At 60.4% G+C, this 14689-nt stretch carries 18 protein-coding genes; 12 read left to right on the forward strand and 6 right to left on the reverse strand.

The genetic code is table 11. The features are described 5' to 3' along the window. Positions 1 to 34: 34 nt before the first annotated feature. Positions 35 to 907 carry a hypothetical protein gene (locus ACIPIJ_RS08140; RefSeq protein WP_401074737.1) on the forward strand — a complete coding sequence of 291 codons (873 nt, stop codon included), beginning with the start codon at positions 35 to 37 and terminating at the stop codon, positions 905 to 907. 71 nt (positions 908 to 978) lie between these two features. Next, entirely contained in the window at positions 979 to 1539 is a 561-nt protein-coding gene (locus ACIPIJ_RS08145) for a hypothetical protein (protein ID WP_401074739.1), read from the forward strand. A 59-nt stretch (positions 1540 to 1598) separates the two neighbouring features. On the opposite strand, the gene ACIPIJ_RS08150 is transcribed toward ACIPIJ_RS08145, so the two are convergent. Further along, on the reverse strand, positions 1599 to 2609 hold the full coding sequence (locus ACIPIJ_RS08150) for a 5'-nucleotidase (protein WP_401074741.1): 1011 nt from the start codon (positions 2607 to 2609) through the stop codon (positions 1599 to 1601). A 245-nt stretch (positions 2610 to 2854) separates the two neighbouring features. Beyond that, the gene (locus ACIPIJ_RS08155; protein ID WP_401074744.1) at positions 2855 to 4018 is read right to left on the reverse strand and encodes a PD-(D/E)XK nuclease family protein; all 1164 of its coding nucleotides are present in this window, start codon (positions 4016 to 4018) and stop codon (positions 2855 to 2857) included. A 131-nt stretch (positions 4019 to 4149) separates the two neighbouring features. On the opposite strand from ACIPIJ_RS08155, the gene ACIPIJ_RS08160 reads away from it, so the two are divergent. The 6 genes from ACIPIJ_RS08160 (at position 4150) to ACIPIJ_RS08185 (ending at position 9109) form a co-directional block, all read left to right on the forward strand. Further along, the gene (locus tag ACIPIJ_RS08160; protein WP_401074747.1) at positions 4150 to 4272 is read left to right on the forward strand and encodes a hypothetical protein; all 123 of its coding nucleotides are present in this window, start codon (positions 4150 to 4152) and stop codon (positions 4270 to 4272) included. 138 nt (positions 4273 to 4410) lie between these two features. Next, positions 4411 to 5484, forward strand: a complete 1074-nt coding sequence (locus tag ACIPIJ_RS08165) for a helix-turn-helix transcriptional regulator (protein WP_401074749.1) — start codon at positions 4411 to 4413, stop codon at positions 5482 to 5484. Continuing rightward, positions 5481 to 7049 carry a hypothetical protein gene (locus tag ACIPIJ_RS08170; protein ID WP_401074752.1) on the forward strand — a complete coding sequence of 523 codons (1569 nt, stop codon included), beginning with the start codon at positions 5481 to 5483 and terminating at the stop codon, positions 7047 to 7049. The genes ACIPIJ_RS08165 and ACIPIJ_RS08170 overlap by 4 nt, the downstream gene beginning before the upstream one ends. 50 nt (positions 7050 to 7099) lie before the next feature. Then, positions 7100 to 7678, forward strand: coding sequence for a hypothetical protein (locus ACIPIJ_RS08175; protein WP_401074755.1), 579 nt, complete (start codon positions 7100 to 7102; stop codon positions 7676 to 7678). Positions 7679 to 7688: 10 nt separating this feature from the next. Next, positions 7689 to 8714: a hypothetical protein gene (locus tag ACIPIJ_RS08180; protein WP_400794641.1), complete on the forward strand. Its 1026-nt coding sequence runs from the start codon at positions 7689 to 7691 to the stop codon at positions 8712 to 8714. Positions 8715 to 8815: 101 nt separating this feature from the next. After that, the gene (locus ACIPIJ_RS08185; protein WP_401074758.1) at positions 8816 to 9109 is read left to right on the forward strand and encodes a YkgJ family cysteine cluster protein; all 294 of its coding nucleotides are present in this window, start codon (positions 8816 to 8818) and stop codon (positions 9107 to 9109) included. Here ACIPIJ_RS08185 and ACIPIJ_RS08190 read toward each other — a convergent pair whose 3' ends face one another. Continuing rightward, positions 9110 to 9982: a helix-turn-helix transcriptional regulator gene (locus tag ACIPIJ_RS08190; protein ID WP_401074761.1), complete on the reverse strand. Its 873-nt coding sequence runs from the start codon at positions 9980 to 9982 to the stop codon at positions 9110 to 9112. A gap of 117 nt (positions 9983 to 10099) precedes the next feature. Here ACIPIJ_RS08190 and ACIPIJ_RS08195 point away from each other — a divergent pair, with 117 nt between their 5' ends. Beyond that, entirely contained in the window at positions 10100 to 10369 is a 270-nt protein-coding gene (locus ACIPIJ_RS08195; RefSeq protein ID WP_401074764.1) for a hypothetical protein, read from the forward strand. Between the two features lie 29 nt (positions 10370 to 10398). On the opposite strand, the gene ACIPIJ_RS08200 is transcribed toward ACIPIJ_RS08195, so the two are convergent. Continuing rightward, entirely contained in the window at positions 10399 to 10851 is a 453-nt protein-coding gene (locus ACIPIJ_RS08200) for a GNAT family N-acetyltransferase (protein ID WP_401074767.1), read from the reverse strand. A gap of 206 nt (positions 10852 to 11057) precedes the next feature. Between ACIPIJ_RS08200 and adhP the strand changes: the two genes are divergently transcribed. Both adhP and ACIPIJ_RS08210 read left to right on the forward strand, forming a co-directional pair. Beyond that, positions 11058 to 12068: an alcohol dehydrogenase AdhP gene (adhP, locus tag ACIPIJ_RS08205; RefSeq protein WP_401074770.1), complete on the forward strand. Its 1011-nt coding sequence runs from the start codon at positions 11058 to 11060 to the stop codon at positions 12066 to 12068. Between the two features lie 158 nt (positions 12069 to 12226). Beyond that, positions 12227 to 12928: a hypothetical protein gene (locus tag ACIPIJ_RS08210; protein WP_401074773.1), complete on the forward strand. Its 702-nt coding sequence runs from the start codon at positions 12227 to 12229 to the stop codon at positions 12926 to 12928. Positions 12929 to 13000: 72 nt separating this feature from the next. On the opposite strand, the gene ACIPIJ_RS08215 is transcribed toward ACIPIJ_RS08210, so the two are convergent. Further along, a complete protein-coding gene (locus ACIPIJ_RS08215) occupies positions 13001 to 13606 on the reverse strand; it encodes a serine hydrolase domain-containing protein (protein WP_401074775.1) in 606 nt (201 codons plus the stop codon). Positions 13607 to 13660: 54 nt separating this feature from the next. Here ACIPIJ_RS08215 and ACIPIJ_RS08220 point away from each other — a divergent pair, with 54 nt between their 5' ends. After that, a complete protein-coding gene (locus ACIPIJ_RS08220) occupies positions 13661 to 13933 on the forward strand; it encodes a LysR substrate-binding domain-containing protein (RefSeq protein WP_401075731.1) in 273 nt (90 codons plus the stop codon). A gap of 8 nt (positions 13934 to 13941) precedes the next feature. On the opposite strand, the gene ACIPIJ_RS08225 is transcribed toward ACIPIJ_RS08220, so the two are convergent. Then, on the reverse strand, positions 13942 to 14688 hold the full coding sequence (locus tag ACIPIJ_RS08225; RefSeq protein WP_401074777.1) for an SDR family NAD(P)-dependent oxidoreductase: 747 nt from the start codon (positions 14686 to 14688) through the stop codon (positions 13942 to 13944). Between the last annotated feature and the right edge of the window lies 1 nt (position 14689).

Consider the following 14689-nt stretch of genomic DNA (forward strand, 5'->3'; position numbering starts at 1 on the left):
GTCCCTCCTGCCTGACTGTAAGCGAACCCCTGCCATGCAATTGTTCTACAAACTCGCCCTTTCGCTGGTGTTGCTCACGGGCCTGGCCGGCTGCAAAGAAAGCCGCGAAGACCAGATCGCCCGCCTGTTCCCCTTTGAAACCATCCGCGAGCGCAGCATCGAAACGATGACCCAGGGCCTTAAGTCGGGCATCAGCTTCACCAACGTCCCCCGCGACAAGGTCAAGGCGGTGGTAGCGGAGCATTTCCAGCTGTCGGACGTGCGCAATAACCTGGTCAAGCTCTACACCGAGGAACGCTTCACCGACGAGGAAGTGAAAATCATGGCCCGGGTCGCCAAGGACCCGAGCAAGGTCAAAAGCATCATCGGCGACGAGGCGTTGGGTAAAAAACTCTTCGACAAGATGGCTGCGCAGCAGCAGGCCAACGCCGCCGACCCTGTCTACCAGGCCACCGCAGCCAAGCTGATCACCGATATTCGTGAAGCGCTCACCAAGATGGAGGAGAACGCCACGCGCTCAGACCGCATCGAGGCGAACCTGGGCATCGACAAGCAGTACGCCGATGTTGTGCGCAACCAGGTCGAGAACCACTGGCGCCGGCACCACACACTGGCCCGCGCCCAGGTGGAAGCGGTGGTGAAACGCTACAACGATTTCGAGAAATTCCGCGCCGTCAGCTACTTCGTCTACAGCGAAGAGCACTTCACCGATGATGAATTCCGCATCCTCATGGAGAGCCGTGACACGGTCAATCGCGCCATGCTTAGCATTCAGCCTGGGGTGAACCTGGGCGCGCTACTGGCCAAGGAGCAGCGGTTGTTGCGGCAGATGATCCGGGTGGATGATCAGCGGGCGCTGTGGGAGAAGATCGATCAGGCGCTGACGGGGCTGGACAAGGCGGCGTGAAGGCGGTGCACGTCGTTGAATTGGTAGAGTAAAAGAGTGAACTAAGGATTGGTAGATAAAAGGGATTTAAATTGAGTGTTTTGGATAAGATTTTAAGTGGATTTGTTTTTGTTATTGCCATGGTTTTTGTATGGGGCGTATGTCGTCTGATTGATGAGCTCGAGTTCTTATGTAGACGTCGTAGGTTTCGGACTGACTTGATGGGTGCCCTTGACGAAAGCCAACCCGTATGGGCCGAAGTTTGCGACATTGCAGAGCTGTGCAATATTACCAAGCAGGACGCATTTCAGGAGGTGAAAAAGCTTCTTCGAAATGTGATTGTTGGTCGAGAAGGAAAAGACAGGTTAAAACCCCACCGGGGTCTGCTTGAGGCGTACATGGTTGAGTACCGCGCTGAGGAGCCCTTTGAAGGGCTCCCGGGCAATACCCGGCTGTCTCTTGAGCGGCTACGCAGGGAGCTAGGAGGTAATTCCGATGTACTGCATCCTTTGACCAATCACTTTAAAGAACTTTTGCAGATCCATGATGCTATTAACCGCAGGCAGCGTGCCTATACAGTCGGCGGCTTTGTAATTGGGATCGTGGGTTTGGCCTTCGGAATATATGCTTGGTATTACCCGGTTTCAGGTTGATAGTGTGTTATGTCTTGTATCTATTCAGGCAGCTTCTTTGATGGCTAATGGTATTATCGTTACTTATCCTGATTGGGAGCCACAGGGATAATGTTGGCAGGTTCACTGGCCACCGGCTCGGCGGTTGAGTGTCGCGAGGCCGTTTGCCGGTTCGCCACCCCAAACGGCACATGTACCATCGGCAGATCCCCCGCCGCCGAAGTCAGGTGCGTACGCTGGTCATCAAAGAACATATGCGGTTTGAGAATCGACAGCACCCGGTCTTTCTCCATCCCGCCCAGAAAGAACGACTCATCCGGCGATACCCCCCAGTTCTTCAGCGTCGTCACCACCCGTTCATGCGAGGGCGCATTGCGCGCCGTGACGATGGCAATGCGCAGAATGCGCTTGTACTCGGGGTCTTGCGCCAGCTTGCGATCTTCAAGCTGGCGAATCAGCGAAAGCTTGCGATACAGGTCCGCCAACGGCCCCGGCTGGTGCGGGATGGCTTTGTGCGCATGCTCGTGGGCCTGGAACTCATTCAGGTCCTGGCGCTGCTTGTATACGCTTTCGGCCTCGTCATCGGCAATCACCCCGTCGAAGTCGAAGGCCACCCGCAGCTCGGTGTCGATCTCGTCATCGTAGATTTTGCTCGGCAGCACCAGGCCTGCGGGGTAGTCGGCGTCGATGGCGCGCTGCACATCGCCTTCGTGGGCGCTGAGGAACAGCGAGGCGTTGAAAGCGGGAATGTACTCGTAAGGGGAGCGGCCGGACATGAAGGCTGCGCGAGTGATGTCGAGCCCATAGTGATCGATCGAGCGAAACACCCGCAGCCCGGTCTCGGGTGAGTTGCGCGAGAGCAGCACCACTTCCACTGGCAGTTGCTCAGGGAAGGCCTTGTTGATGCTCAGGAAGCGGCGGATGAAGGGGAAGGCCACGCCCTTGGGGAAGGGCACGTCGAGGTTGGCTTCCTGATGCAGGCGGTAGGCTTCCACACCGTCGGTTTGATAAATGTCGTCGGAGACGGTCAGGTCGAACAGGGCGCTGGAGGCAACGCCGACGACGAGTTTCTGTTCGATGGGGTAGGGCATGGCGGGCTTTCCCTGACGGAGTTGCGGCTAGCAAAACACAGCAGCACGGCAAAAGCGAAGCTGTAAGTTTTTAGCCGCTGCCAAGGGGGCAGCCCACTACCTAGCGGTGTCTTACCAAGGTAGTGGGTAGCAAGAGCCGTGGCTCCACATCTGGACTCCAGTGCGGTAATCAGCATGCAGGGTGCGAAACGGAGCCAGGTCTATCACCACATCACGGTGTGGATGATGCGACGAACTGTCAGCCTTTAGCGTGGTCGTACATTCATCTCGAAATGCATGAGCAATTTCATCTTTTCAACGACGGTATCGATCAGCCTGTGTTCATCGAAAGTCTTCAGGTCCCATTCGAAGCCGATCACCCACTTGCCTTCGTTCCACGGTGGCTGAGTGGTCGCGGTAAACAGCTGCCGCCCTTGTTCCTTGAGCCGCTCATCTGCATTGCACAAGTACACCCGCACGGTGGGCCGCAACGAGGGTTGGCCACAATCGAAGAACACCACCACATCGGAATACTCTTCCCAATCGTTGCAGGCATAGCGAAGGGTTGGCCCGTCGCGCCAGGTGTGGCGCCGGGTGTAAGGCACATAGCCGGGAATATCTGCTTCGAGGCGGGCAAGAATCTTGCTGTTCAGCGCCTCGAACGCTTGGTCGCGCAGCTTGCCGAGGGCGTTGATCTGCGGCAGGTTTTCGAAGACGAAATCGATGCTGTCGTCACTCATTGAACGCTCCACGGTGATGTTTTCAAGATGCAGCAGGAACTCCCCGGCCAATACCTGCCATTTGTTCAGAGCCTGCTGTTCCATGTGAGGGGCAAGCGCCTCACGCAAGGCCGTGATGTAGGTCGCATAGCTCAGCCCGACCCACTTGGCGCTCGCACTTTTGCCTGACGGCGAAAGCACAGCAAAGTAGGGGCGTAGGGAGTTGTTGTTGCTCAGGTTTGCGGCGTGGAGTTCGTAGTCGGTGAAGGGGTTCACCTGGCTATGCAGGATCTTGTTTTCCAGTATCAGGAACCAGTTGTCACCTTGCAGTAGCAGATCGATCCGGTTGCCGTTCAGGGTGCTGACTTCGCGTTGAGGTGGCATTGCCAGCGTGGGCTCAGGCAGCGGTTGCGGGCAAACACAGCCAAGCAAGGCCCGCAGGAAACAATCGCCGAAGCCATGTATCTCCCCGGGGTCCAGGAAAAACGCCAGCAAATCCGTCGTGGGGTTCTCGTAATAGCCACGGCCACCGAGGGCGAAAATGCTCCGTTCGTAGACCGGTTGTTGATGTTGCCGAGCTTTGCTCAACAAGGTGCGGGCCTGCACCAGATCCATGGTTTTTTCTCCCTGTTCGGCCTGACGAAGCAGCCGCAGGGCAGCTTCGCTTGATTGCCATTTCAGCAATTCTGCCTGGCCCCAGAGTGATGTCAATATGACTTTACTCACCAGCCAGCAAGGCTGAAGTGGCTACGTGGGCCAAAATCCACGCCCGCAGCGACACAGAATGTCGCAGCCTTGATTCAGGATGGCCCTCGTCCCATCCCGCTCCAAGGAACCCACCCATGAAGGAACTGACCTGCTTCGCCATCGGCCTGGTCGTTGGCGTGTTGTTGATGAAAAAAAGCCAGACAGTCGACGACCTCAAGCGCGAGCTGGAACGCGAGCGTGGGCGCAACACTGCATAACCCGGCGCCGCACATTTGGATGTATGGCTTTTTGCTACTGGCGGTAAATTCCGGATAGTGCTAAAAAGCCATCAACGGACCGTTCGCCGGGTATATGACGCCAGCGAACCCTCATCAAGGTTGATCGAGCACGGTTGCATGTCAGACCCCAAAGACAGGCTGTTTAGGCATCTGGCCCTGCTGCGGCTCATCCCCCGCGAGCCAAAAAGCATCACCACGAGCGAATTGTTCGAGCGCCTCAAGCGTGAACGTTTCGACTTCGACCCCCGCACCCTGCAACGCGACCTGGCCGGGCGTTTGGCGCTGGACTTCCCATTGCTCTGCGATGAAAGCCGCAAGCCCTACCGCTGGAGCTTCCCCAGCAACACCCCGTATTTCGACTACCCGGCGCTGGACACGCCCACTGCGCTGGCGTTCGTTCTAGCCCAGAGCCACCTGGGCAAACTGATGCCGCCCAGTGTAATGAAGCTGCTGATACCGCACTTCGATCTGGCGCACCGCCAGCTCAAGGCGCTACAGCATAACCACTTGGCGCAGTGGACCGACTGCGTGCGTACGGTGCCCAACGGCAAGGCCCTGCAGCCTGCCGAAGTGGACCCCGCCATCTGGTCGCAGGTCGCCGATGCGCTGCTCGACAGGCGCCAGCTGCTGGTGCAGTACCTCAGCCGTAGCAAGGGCCAACCCAAGACGCTGCGCCTGCACCCGGTGGGTATCGTCGCGCGTCACTCCATCAGCTACCTGATTGCGGTGGTCGACGGTTACAGCGATGCCCGCCAGTTCGCGCTGCATCGTATCCAGCAAGTCACCTGCCTGGAGGCTGCGGCGCAAGCGGCACAAGGCTTCGATATCGATGATTACCTCCAGGGTGGCGGGTTCAACAGCCCGGGGCCGGTCGCGCGCGTCGAATTGATCGTCGACGTTTCCCCGCAAATTGCCTGGCTGTTGAGCGAAACGCCGCTGGCGCCAGACCAGCGCCTGGAACCGCTGCAGGGCACCGAGTGGCAGCGCGTGCGCGCCACTGTGCACGACGACCAGGAGACGCTGTGGTGGTTGTTCGGCCTGGGCGAAAACGTTCGCCTGCAGGCGCCGCACAGCTGGGCCCACGCCATCCGAACCCGGCTTGCGGAGGCGCAGGCGTTGTATGCGCAGCCGTTGGCCGAACCTTCTTCCATTGCCAACCACACCCTCGGCTGCCAGGAAACCCAACGATGAAGTCTGATTTGTCCACGCCGTCCAGCGCTGTTGAATCGAACAACCTTGACGAAATCCAGCGCGACATCATCCAGAGCGTGACGGCGCTTTCCACCAGCGAAACCGTCAGCCGTTTCGGCAGCGCCAACGCCGAGTACATCAAAGGCTTCACCGGCGTCGATAACGAAACCGGCCAGCGTTTCGCCAAGGGCCTGGCCGACATCGCCAAGCACAAGGTCAACGACGACCCGTTGTACGCCAAGCAGAACATCAAGCAGCAGGCGGGTTATTCGGCGGAGGTGGCCACCACCAGCCGTGACAACGCCGAGGCCATCATCAGCGGTTCGAACGTGCGTACCTCGCGCAGTGATGACCTGGCCCAGTACGGCAGGAACCACAACGTGGTGGACCGCGTGCAGATCCTCGATGGGCAGATCATCGAAGGCACGCAGTCGCAGATGAAGTTCGTGGGTAACCGTGACCAGCTGCTCGACGACATCGCCAGCGAGAACGGCAAGTTCTCCCGCTACCGTGGGGTCAAGCTGGAGCTGCCGTCCGAGCAGTTCGAAGGCGCAGAGGCCCATTGCCGTGAAAAGGCAGTGGCCCTGCGCGAGCAGGCCGCCAAGGTCGACGCGGCAGGCAAGCCCGAGGTCGCGGCCAAGCTGCGCCGTGACGCCGATAACTACGAGCAGTTGGCCGACAACGTCAAGGACAGTGGGCTGACCACCGAAGACGCGATTTTCTACCGTGAGCACCCCGAGCTGGCCACGGCCCTGGACATTGCGCGCACCAGCCACCGGGCGGGCGTGGAAGGTGCCAAGTACGGTGCGATGGTCGGCGCCAGTATTTCTGCCTTGCAGAATGTATTCGCGGTTGCCCAGGGCAAGCAGGACGTCGCCGATGCCGCGCTGGCATTGGCCTGCGACACCGCCAAGGCGGGCGCGCTCGGCTACGGCACGGCGTTTGTGGGTGCGGCGCTCAAAGGTGGCATGCAGCAGTCGGGCAACGTGACCCTGCGCAACCTGGCCAACACCAATGCGCCGGCGATGGCGGTGAACGTCTGCCTGTCGCTGGGCAGCTCGATCAAACGCTATGTCACCGGCGAAATCAGCGAAGCGCAATTGCTTGCCGAAGTCGGCGAAAAAGGCTCGGGCATGCTCGCCAGCAGCATGATGGCGGCCGTCGGCCAGGTCGCCATTCCCATCCCCTTCGTCGGCGCTGCCGTGGGCGGCATGATCGGCTACACCTTGTCTTCGCTGTTCTACCAGGCGGCCCTGGACGCTGCCCGCGGTGCGGAGCTTTCCCGTGCCCAGCTGGAGCGTACCCGTGCGATCCAGGGCGCTGCAAGGGAGCGTATTGCCGCAGAGCAGGCGGCCTTGGATGAGTTCACCCGCCGCGAAATCCCACAACTGCAAAAGGAAACCCAGCAGCTGTTCGCCATGATCAACGCCACCGGCAGCGTCAGTGCTGACGACGTGGCTGCAGCAATCAACACGTATGCCACGCTGCTGGGCAAGAAGCTGCAGTTCCAGACGCAGGACGAGTTCGACAGCTTCATGGACAGCGACAGCCCGCTGGTCCTGTAAACCGATTGCTTACCTGAAGAATTCCCCCAAGGAACAAGGACACCCCGTTCATGCTGATCAAGCTCCTGTCCACACCGGACAAAAAACACCTGGTCGACCTGGCAAAGCTGCTGGCGCTTTCCGACAAACCCCTGCTGTGGGATGGCAAGACCTCTGCCGAGCTCACCTCCGACACCGACCTGAAAGAGCTGACGATCGAGGAGGGCGAGCACGAGCGCGAGCTGATCGCAGACATGGAACAGGCTGCCGGCATTTCATCGTCGGTATCGCCGGCCCTGCGCATGTTCCTGTCCACCTGTGACATCGGCACACGCCTGGTCGAGGTGACCAAGACCTTCCCGATCACCCAGGCGGAGCGCCCGGAATCCCGTGTTCAGGCGGCCAAGACCGTGCTCAAGGAGTTGCTCAAGGACAAGAAGGCCGAGCAACCCTCCGTGCCGAAAGTGATGCTGTTCGAACTGCTGCTGGTGGCCCTGCGCGACGGCAATATTTCCAGCATCGAATGGGCGCTGCTCAAAGAGTTTCAACAACACCACAAGCTTGAAGACTTCATCTTCGACGACCTCCTGGAACGCGCGGAAGTGCTGAACAAGGAAGTCAACAAAACCATCTCCATCGTGCTTGAGTAAGGACCCCATCATGCCACTTCCCCTGCTTATCGGTGCCGCCGCCATTGCCGGCATCTACGGTGCAGTCAAAGGCGTCAGCGGCGCCATCGACCACAGCAATGCCAGCGACCTCAACGAAGACGCTCGCACCCTGGTCAACAAGGCCAACGAGCAAATCGAAGAGCAGCGCAAGACCACCAACAGCACCCTGGAAGACTACGGCCAGCGCAAGCTGCGCGCATTCAACGGTGTGGTCGCCGATTTCATCACCACCTTCGAGCGCATCAAGAACGTCGAGCTGTCGCAAAGCCCTGAGCTGGACAAGCTCAATGCGGGCGACTTCACCAGCAAGACCCTGACCGGCCTGCGCCAGGACTACAAGGCGCTGCAGGACGCCGGCCTGGGCCTGGGCGCTGGCCTGAGCGGCGGCGCCGCGCTGGCCTTCGGTGCCTATAACGGCACCATGCTGCTGGCCACCGCCAGCACCGGCACGGCAATTTCCTCGCTGGGTGGCGTGGCCGCGACCAACGCCACGCTGGCCTGGCTGGGCGGCGGTTCGCTGGCTGCCGGCGGCTACGGCATGGCAGGCGGCATGATGGTGCTCGGTGGCATCGTTGCCGGCCCTGCGCTGGCCATCTTTGGCCACGTGCTGGGCAACAAGGGTGAAGAGGCGCTGAACAAGGCGCGCAGCAACATGGAGCAGGCGCGCACCATCCGTGACGAAGCCAAGCTGCTGACCGACAAGCTGAGCGCCATCGCCCAGGTCACCACGCTGGCCAACAACACCTTCTCCAACGTCAGCTCGCAACTGCGCCGCGCAGTGAACGAGCTGAAAACCGTCATCGAGCAGCAGGGTGTCGACTACCGTGCCTACTCCGACCAGAGCAAGAAGGTGGTGTTTGGTTCGGTCAAGTTCGCCCAGCTGCTCAAGGCCATGATCGATACCCCGATCCTGGACACCGACGGCAACCTGGTGCTGGCCACCGAAAAACGCATCAAGGACGTCACCCTGGTCGCCAACGGCAAGAAAGCCGGCCTGGATGCACCTGTCGCTTGATTGCGCTCAGGCGCTGATTCACGCTTGAAGCCACCGTGCCCACGCCTTGCGTGGGCACATTCATTACCAACTTGGTCGCTTCAAGGCGCTGAAAGGTCTGCATGCCCACGATGGTTTCCCCGCGTTCACCGTTCCCCTGCAACCAATGCGGCTTGTGCTGCCAGCGTGTTGACCAGTCTGCCGAAACCCGCGGCCTGGATCGTGGCGACGGCACGTGCAAGCATTACGACGCGGTGTTGAAGGGGTGCAGCATTTACCAGGAGCGCCCTGACATCTGCCGGGTGGATCGACTGTACGCACAGCGTTTTGCCCAGCATTACAGCTGGGACGAGTTCGTGGCCCTGAACGTGACGGTGTGCACGGCGTTGCAACATGAAGCCGGCCTTAGTGAGTAATCACTCATAGAGCCAAGGCTTCAACGCCTCCAGGTTCTTCACCACGATCTGCTGCGCCGACGCCTTGGGCTCAAGCTTCTTCGGGTCGATCTGATACCGCTGCAGCACATAGCCCACCAGCGCACAGCGCGTCGGGATCACCAACTCCCCGCCCTGCATGCCGAAGTCGACCTCGATGATTGCCTTCTGCTCAGTCTTGAGCCGGGAGTCGGGCTCGATCACTACATCCACCCGCGTATTCCAGTCATCGTCCGCGTCGATCAGGTTCTCGCTCATGCGTTCGAACTCGGGTGCACCGCGGAAGCGGCTCAACACGAAGTCCCGGTACGTGCGGTTTTTCTCGCAGTACGCCCGCACATGCCAACGCATGCCGGTGTAGATCAGGGTGTGCGGCGAGATGAGCCGCGTTTCCGGCGTGGGGTTGGGCAGCGACACGTACTCGATGGAAATCACCTCGCCGTTGCGGCAGGCCTTGAGCAGGGGGCGCAGTACGTCGGGGCGGATGGTCCGGTCTGGCACTTCCAGCACCTTGGTGTGCGCGTAGGCCAGTGCCAACCCTTCCACATGCGGCGCCCGCGAGTGGGTCTGGTTCAGAAGCTGCAAATAGGCGTTGGCACTGTCATCGATGAACCGAGGGGTGAAGTGCGCGCCGGGTACATAGCCCTTCAGCTGCTTGTCATATGTAAGGTTTTCAGGCGCATGCTCGCTGATGTAGGTGTTGATGTCCTTGGACGCCTGCTGGCGGCTGATGCCGAAGCTCTGCATCAGATGGCCCGTGGTCAGCCGGCCTTCCCACCAGGCGACGGTTTCGATCAAACGGTAGCGAAGTGCCAGGTCCCAGCGGACCTGGTTGATTTCCTGGGTACGTTTCATGGGCCTTCCATGTGCGTGATTTGTTTACCTGTACAAGTCTACAATCTATACGTGTAAAAAATCACTACATATCCTTGGCCTGTCTTCGAAACACACAGACTCGCAAAAGGATTGAACATGACTACGACGGATATGATCTCGGCAGCGGCCCTTCTGATGATGGTGGTGATCGCCGTGCTGTTGTTGGTGCAGTACCTGAAGACCCAGGAGGTGTGGGAGGCGATCGTCACCTGCAAGACCTCGATGCGCTGGGCGCGCATCCAGGAGTCGGAAAACCGGGAGCTGCGCTCGGCCCTGCGCGCGGAGAAGGCGCATGTGGATCAGCTGCAGCGCAAGGTGAGCTTGTTGCAGGCGTTGGTGCCTGAGGCGAACAGCACGCCGAGCTGAGCTCAGTGCGCGAATCGCCACGCCAGCGGTCAGCGCAGCGGCTTGTGCATCACGATGGTCCGTTCACCGCCGTGATACTCATCCCGGACCTTGCGATAGCCCAGCGTCGCATAAAAACCCTCGGCGGTAATGGAGGAGGGCACTCTCAAGCCCTCCACCCCATGGGCAATGGCCTGCATTTCGATGTGCCGCATGAGCTGCCTGCCAATGCCATGCTGCTGGTGACCCGGGGCGACAAATACGCTGCGGACCACATCATGATCAAGGCTGGCGGTAGCAATGACCTCACCCTCGATCACCGCCACCCACACCACCCGCCGAGTGAGCATTTCGAGGACGGCCGTCGTGTTGAATGAAGCCTCGATGCGTGCAATCGTGCGGGCATCGTAGTCCTGGGCATTGGACTGGCGTAACGCGGCGATCACGACTGCGCTTATATGAGGGGCGTCGTCTGCTAGCGCAAGGCGAATAGGGCAATCCATGCTCAGTGCTCCTGATGCAATAGCATTTTGGTTAGCTTGTTCATCGGTTCTCCTTGTACCGGGCAGGCTCCTGCGCGTCAGCCCGCATCCTACCAAACGCCGCTGCTCACCGTCACAGACCCTGACCTGAAGCAAGCCCTCCTGCCAAACCACCACTATGCTGAACCCTTCGATTCAAGCTCACTCAGGTAAACAAGGAGGCACCCATGAAAGCTGCTGTTGTTGCCAAAGGGCGTCGTGTGGACGTGGTGGAAAAGACCCTGCGCCCGCTGGCGCACGGTGAAGCGTTGCTGAGGATGCAGTGCTGTGGCGTGTGCCACACCGACCTGCACGTCAAGAATGGCGATTTCGGTGACAAGACCGGCGTGATTCTCGGCCACGAGGGCATCGGCGTGGTGGTGGAGGTGGGGCCGGGTGTCACCTCGCTCAAGCCCGGCGACCGGGCCAGCGTGGCCTGGTTCTTCCAGGGCTGTGGGCACTGCGAGTACTGCAACAGCGGTAACGAAACGCTGTGCCGTGAAGTGAAGAACTCCGGCTATACAGTCGACGGCGGCATGGCCGAGGCGTGCATCGTGGTGGCGGACTATGCGGTAAAAGTGCCGGACGGGCTCGATTCCGCGGCCGCCAGCAGCATCACCTGCGCCGGTGTCACCACCTACAAGGCAGTGAAGTCATCCAATATCCGCCCAGGGCAGTGGATCGCCATCTATGGCCTCGGCGGCCTGGGCAACCTTGCGCTGCAGTACGCGAAGAATGTCTTCAATGCGCAGGTCATCGCGATTGATGTCAACGATGAGCAACTGGCGTTTGCCCGTGAGGTGGGCGCCGACCTAGTGGTCAATGCCCGCACCGAGGACGTGGCGAAAGTCATCCAGGCCAAGACTGGCGGCGCCCATGCGGCCGTGGTCACGGCGGTATCGAAAAGCGCCTTCAACTCAGCAGTGGATGCCCTGCGTGCCGGTGGGCGGCTGGTGGCTGTAGGCTTGCCGCCTGAAGCCATGAGCCTCGACATTCCGCGCCTGGTGCTCGACGGTATCGAGGTGGTCGGTTCGCTGGTCGGTACCCGCCAGGACCTGGCTGAAGCCTTCAATTTCGCCGCGCAAGGCAAGGTGGTGCCGAAAGTCACGCTGCGGCCGATTGAAGACATCAACGACATCTTCGAAGAGATGCTGGAAGGCAAGATCAAGGGCCGCATGGTGATCAACTTTGAAGGCTAGGGCTTGACTGGACCTCTGTGGCGGCGGGCTGGTCCGCCACCACAGGGCCCCGCTGAACAGCGGGCCATGTTTGGCATTCTTGTGGAATAAAACCAGCCGCCTTGATCATTTCCAATTCGTTCGTGGCATAGTGTCATTTTGGAATCAAGGTCGGGTCGGTGAATTTCAAACAGAAGCGGGACGCCTATGCATATCCAATGGTCGGCCTCTCTGGCACGGTAGCGTCGTATCATGAGGTAGCGTTCGATACGTCTTCGAAACTCGAAGCGCATCACGCCCGTTTGCTGTGCTCGGCGGAGGATGACGAGGTATTGCTCGGGTATCTGAGCACCCTTTTCTGGGGGCATTACGCAGGTGCTGCTGGGCGCACGACAGCCAATCGTGCGCTCTCCCGGGTACAGCTGGCGCTGGTCGGGTCCAGTTTTGAACGCAATGGGAAAACGTGTCAGAGGCCCGGCATCAATCACTTTGGTCGTGGCAAGGCGGTTGCCTTGATCAGGAAAGCCAAGCGCCTTCTCGACGAACGTCAGTACGGTGAAGGGGTGAAGCTACTGTGTGACTTGCCACAATTGGGCTTCGCGTTTGCCTCGAAAGTCGCCGCTTTCCTTGCCCCCGAGACCTGTGGGGTGATTGATTCAGTCATCGCAGAAAAACATCCGCACTACGGGTTCAAATTGCGCGCAGGGTATGTGAGCGACGTAAAGGAAAACGTTGCTCGCTACCAAGCCTATTGCCAGGCACTGTGCAGCGAGGCAGACAAGCAGAACCAGTTGGGCAAGAGCGCTTACTGGCAGGAGCGCAACGGCGAGTTGCGCGCTTGGCGTGCTGTCGATATCGAGCGTGCGCTGTATAGCCTGTGAAAAGTGGCGAGTGACCGCAGCCTTTGTGGGGCAAGCCAACCCCCACAACCCTGCAGCCACAGGCAACCCTGGCTACTGCGCCTGGCCGCGCTCCAGGGCCTCGGCTACCGCATTCACGAACACTGCCTGCTCGTCATACAGCGAACTCGGCGTCTCGGCATTTTTCCAGGTCGACCACTGCACCACCACCAGGTGTTCGGCCGGGTTGATGGCAATGGTCTGGCCGAAAATGCCCAACGCCCAGAAGGTCTGGTCGCTGTGCGCGGTTTGCTTCGGTGCGGCCTTGGCATCCGGTGCCGGCGCGTTGTACCACCACTGGTAGCCATACTGCCCATTCGGCGCAGCGGCGGTCACCGAGCCTTTGGCCTGGGTCCATTGCGTGGAGCGGGCGATCCAGTCATCCGGCAGCAGCTTTTCACCGCCCGGCAATTGCCCGCCGCTCAACACGAACTGGCCGAACCGGCCCCAATCGCGAAGGGTGGCATTGAAGCCGTGGCCGCCCATGTCGACCTTGCCGGGCACCAGCGCGTGCCACACCCCGTCCTGCTGCATGCCGTAACGGCTCCAGACCTTGTTCTCCAGGTACTTGGCGATGGTCTGGCCAGTTGCGTTCTCCAGCACTCGGCCCACCAGCCAGGCCCCGCCGGTGTTGTACGACCAGACTTCGCCAGGCTTCACCCCCGGCTTGCGTTTGATGGCAACTGGTGGAGCAGCTGGTTTGCCGCCCAAGGCATCAGGGTGAGGGCCAAGGCCGATGCTTCGCACCTGAGCAACGACATCGTGCTGAACCTGGCGCAGAGCGGGCAGGGCATAGCCTTGGCCACCGAGGTGCTGGTCAGCCGGGAGCTCCATGAGGGCAGCCTGGTGCGGTGTGTGGGGCAGGGCGTGCCGCTGGAAAGTTACCAGGTACTCGCACCCTCGCAGATGTTGGGCGAGGATGCGCTGTGGTTTATTGAATGGCTGAGGACCAACCTGCGCGAGGCTTACCCGGCAGCCGTTCTGTGATGCAGTCGTCACCAGGTGATCGGCTGGCCATCCCAGGCCCAGAAACTGCCGCTGTCCGCTGGCCCATGGCGGCCAATCTGTTCAAGGATGCACTGCGCGGCAAAGGCAGGCTCGAACAGCCGCCCAGCGGGCACGTTAGCCTGAAACGGCTGCGAAAGCCGGGTATCGGTAGTGCCGGGGTGTAACACCAGCACGGTGGACGAAGGGTTGATGCGTTTGAGTTCGATGCTCGCCGTATGCAGTAACTGGTTCAGCGCTGCCTTACTGGCGCGGTAGCTGTACCAGCCGCCCAGGCGGTTGTCGCTGATCGAGCCTACCCGGGCCGACAGCGCGGCGAAGGTGCAAGGCTGCTGGCGCAAATAAGGCAGCAGGTGTTTCAGCAACAGGACCGGCGCGAAGGCATTGGTGGCGAAGCTGGCCTGCAGGCCCGCCAGGTCCAGTTGCGCCAGGGCCTTCTCCGCCTTGGCGCCATCCTGCTGCAGAATGCCCAGCGTACTGATGACCAGATCAAGGTGCGTGCAATGGCGGCCGACCTCGTGGGCGAGCATGGCTAGAGATTGTTCGCTGCGGGCGTCGCAATCCACACACATCAGCCGCTCGCCATGGGCTGAAGCAAGGGCCGCCAGCGCTTCACCGGTGCTGGCGTGACGCGACACGGCCCATACCTGCGCGACGTCGGCACGCGCCAGCAATTGTTCGCACAACGCCAAGCCGATGCCTTGGCTGGCGCCGCAGATCAGCGCATTCTGCGTCATG

The organism is Pseudomonas sp. NPDC087185 (genome assembly GCF_044744955.1).
Lineage (GTDB): Bacteria > Pseudomonadota > Gammaproteobacteria > Pseudomonadales > Pseudomonadaceae > Aquipseudomonas.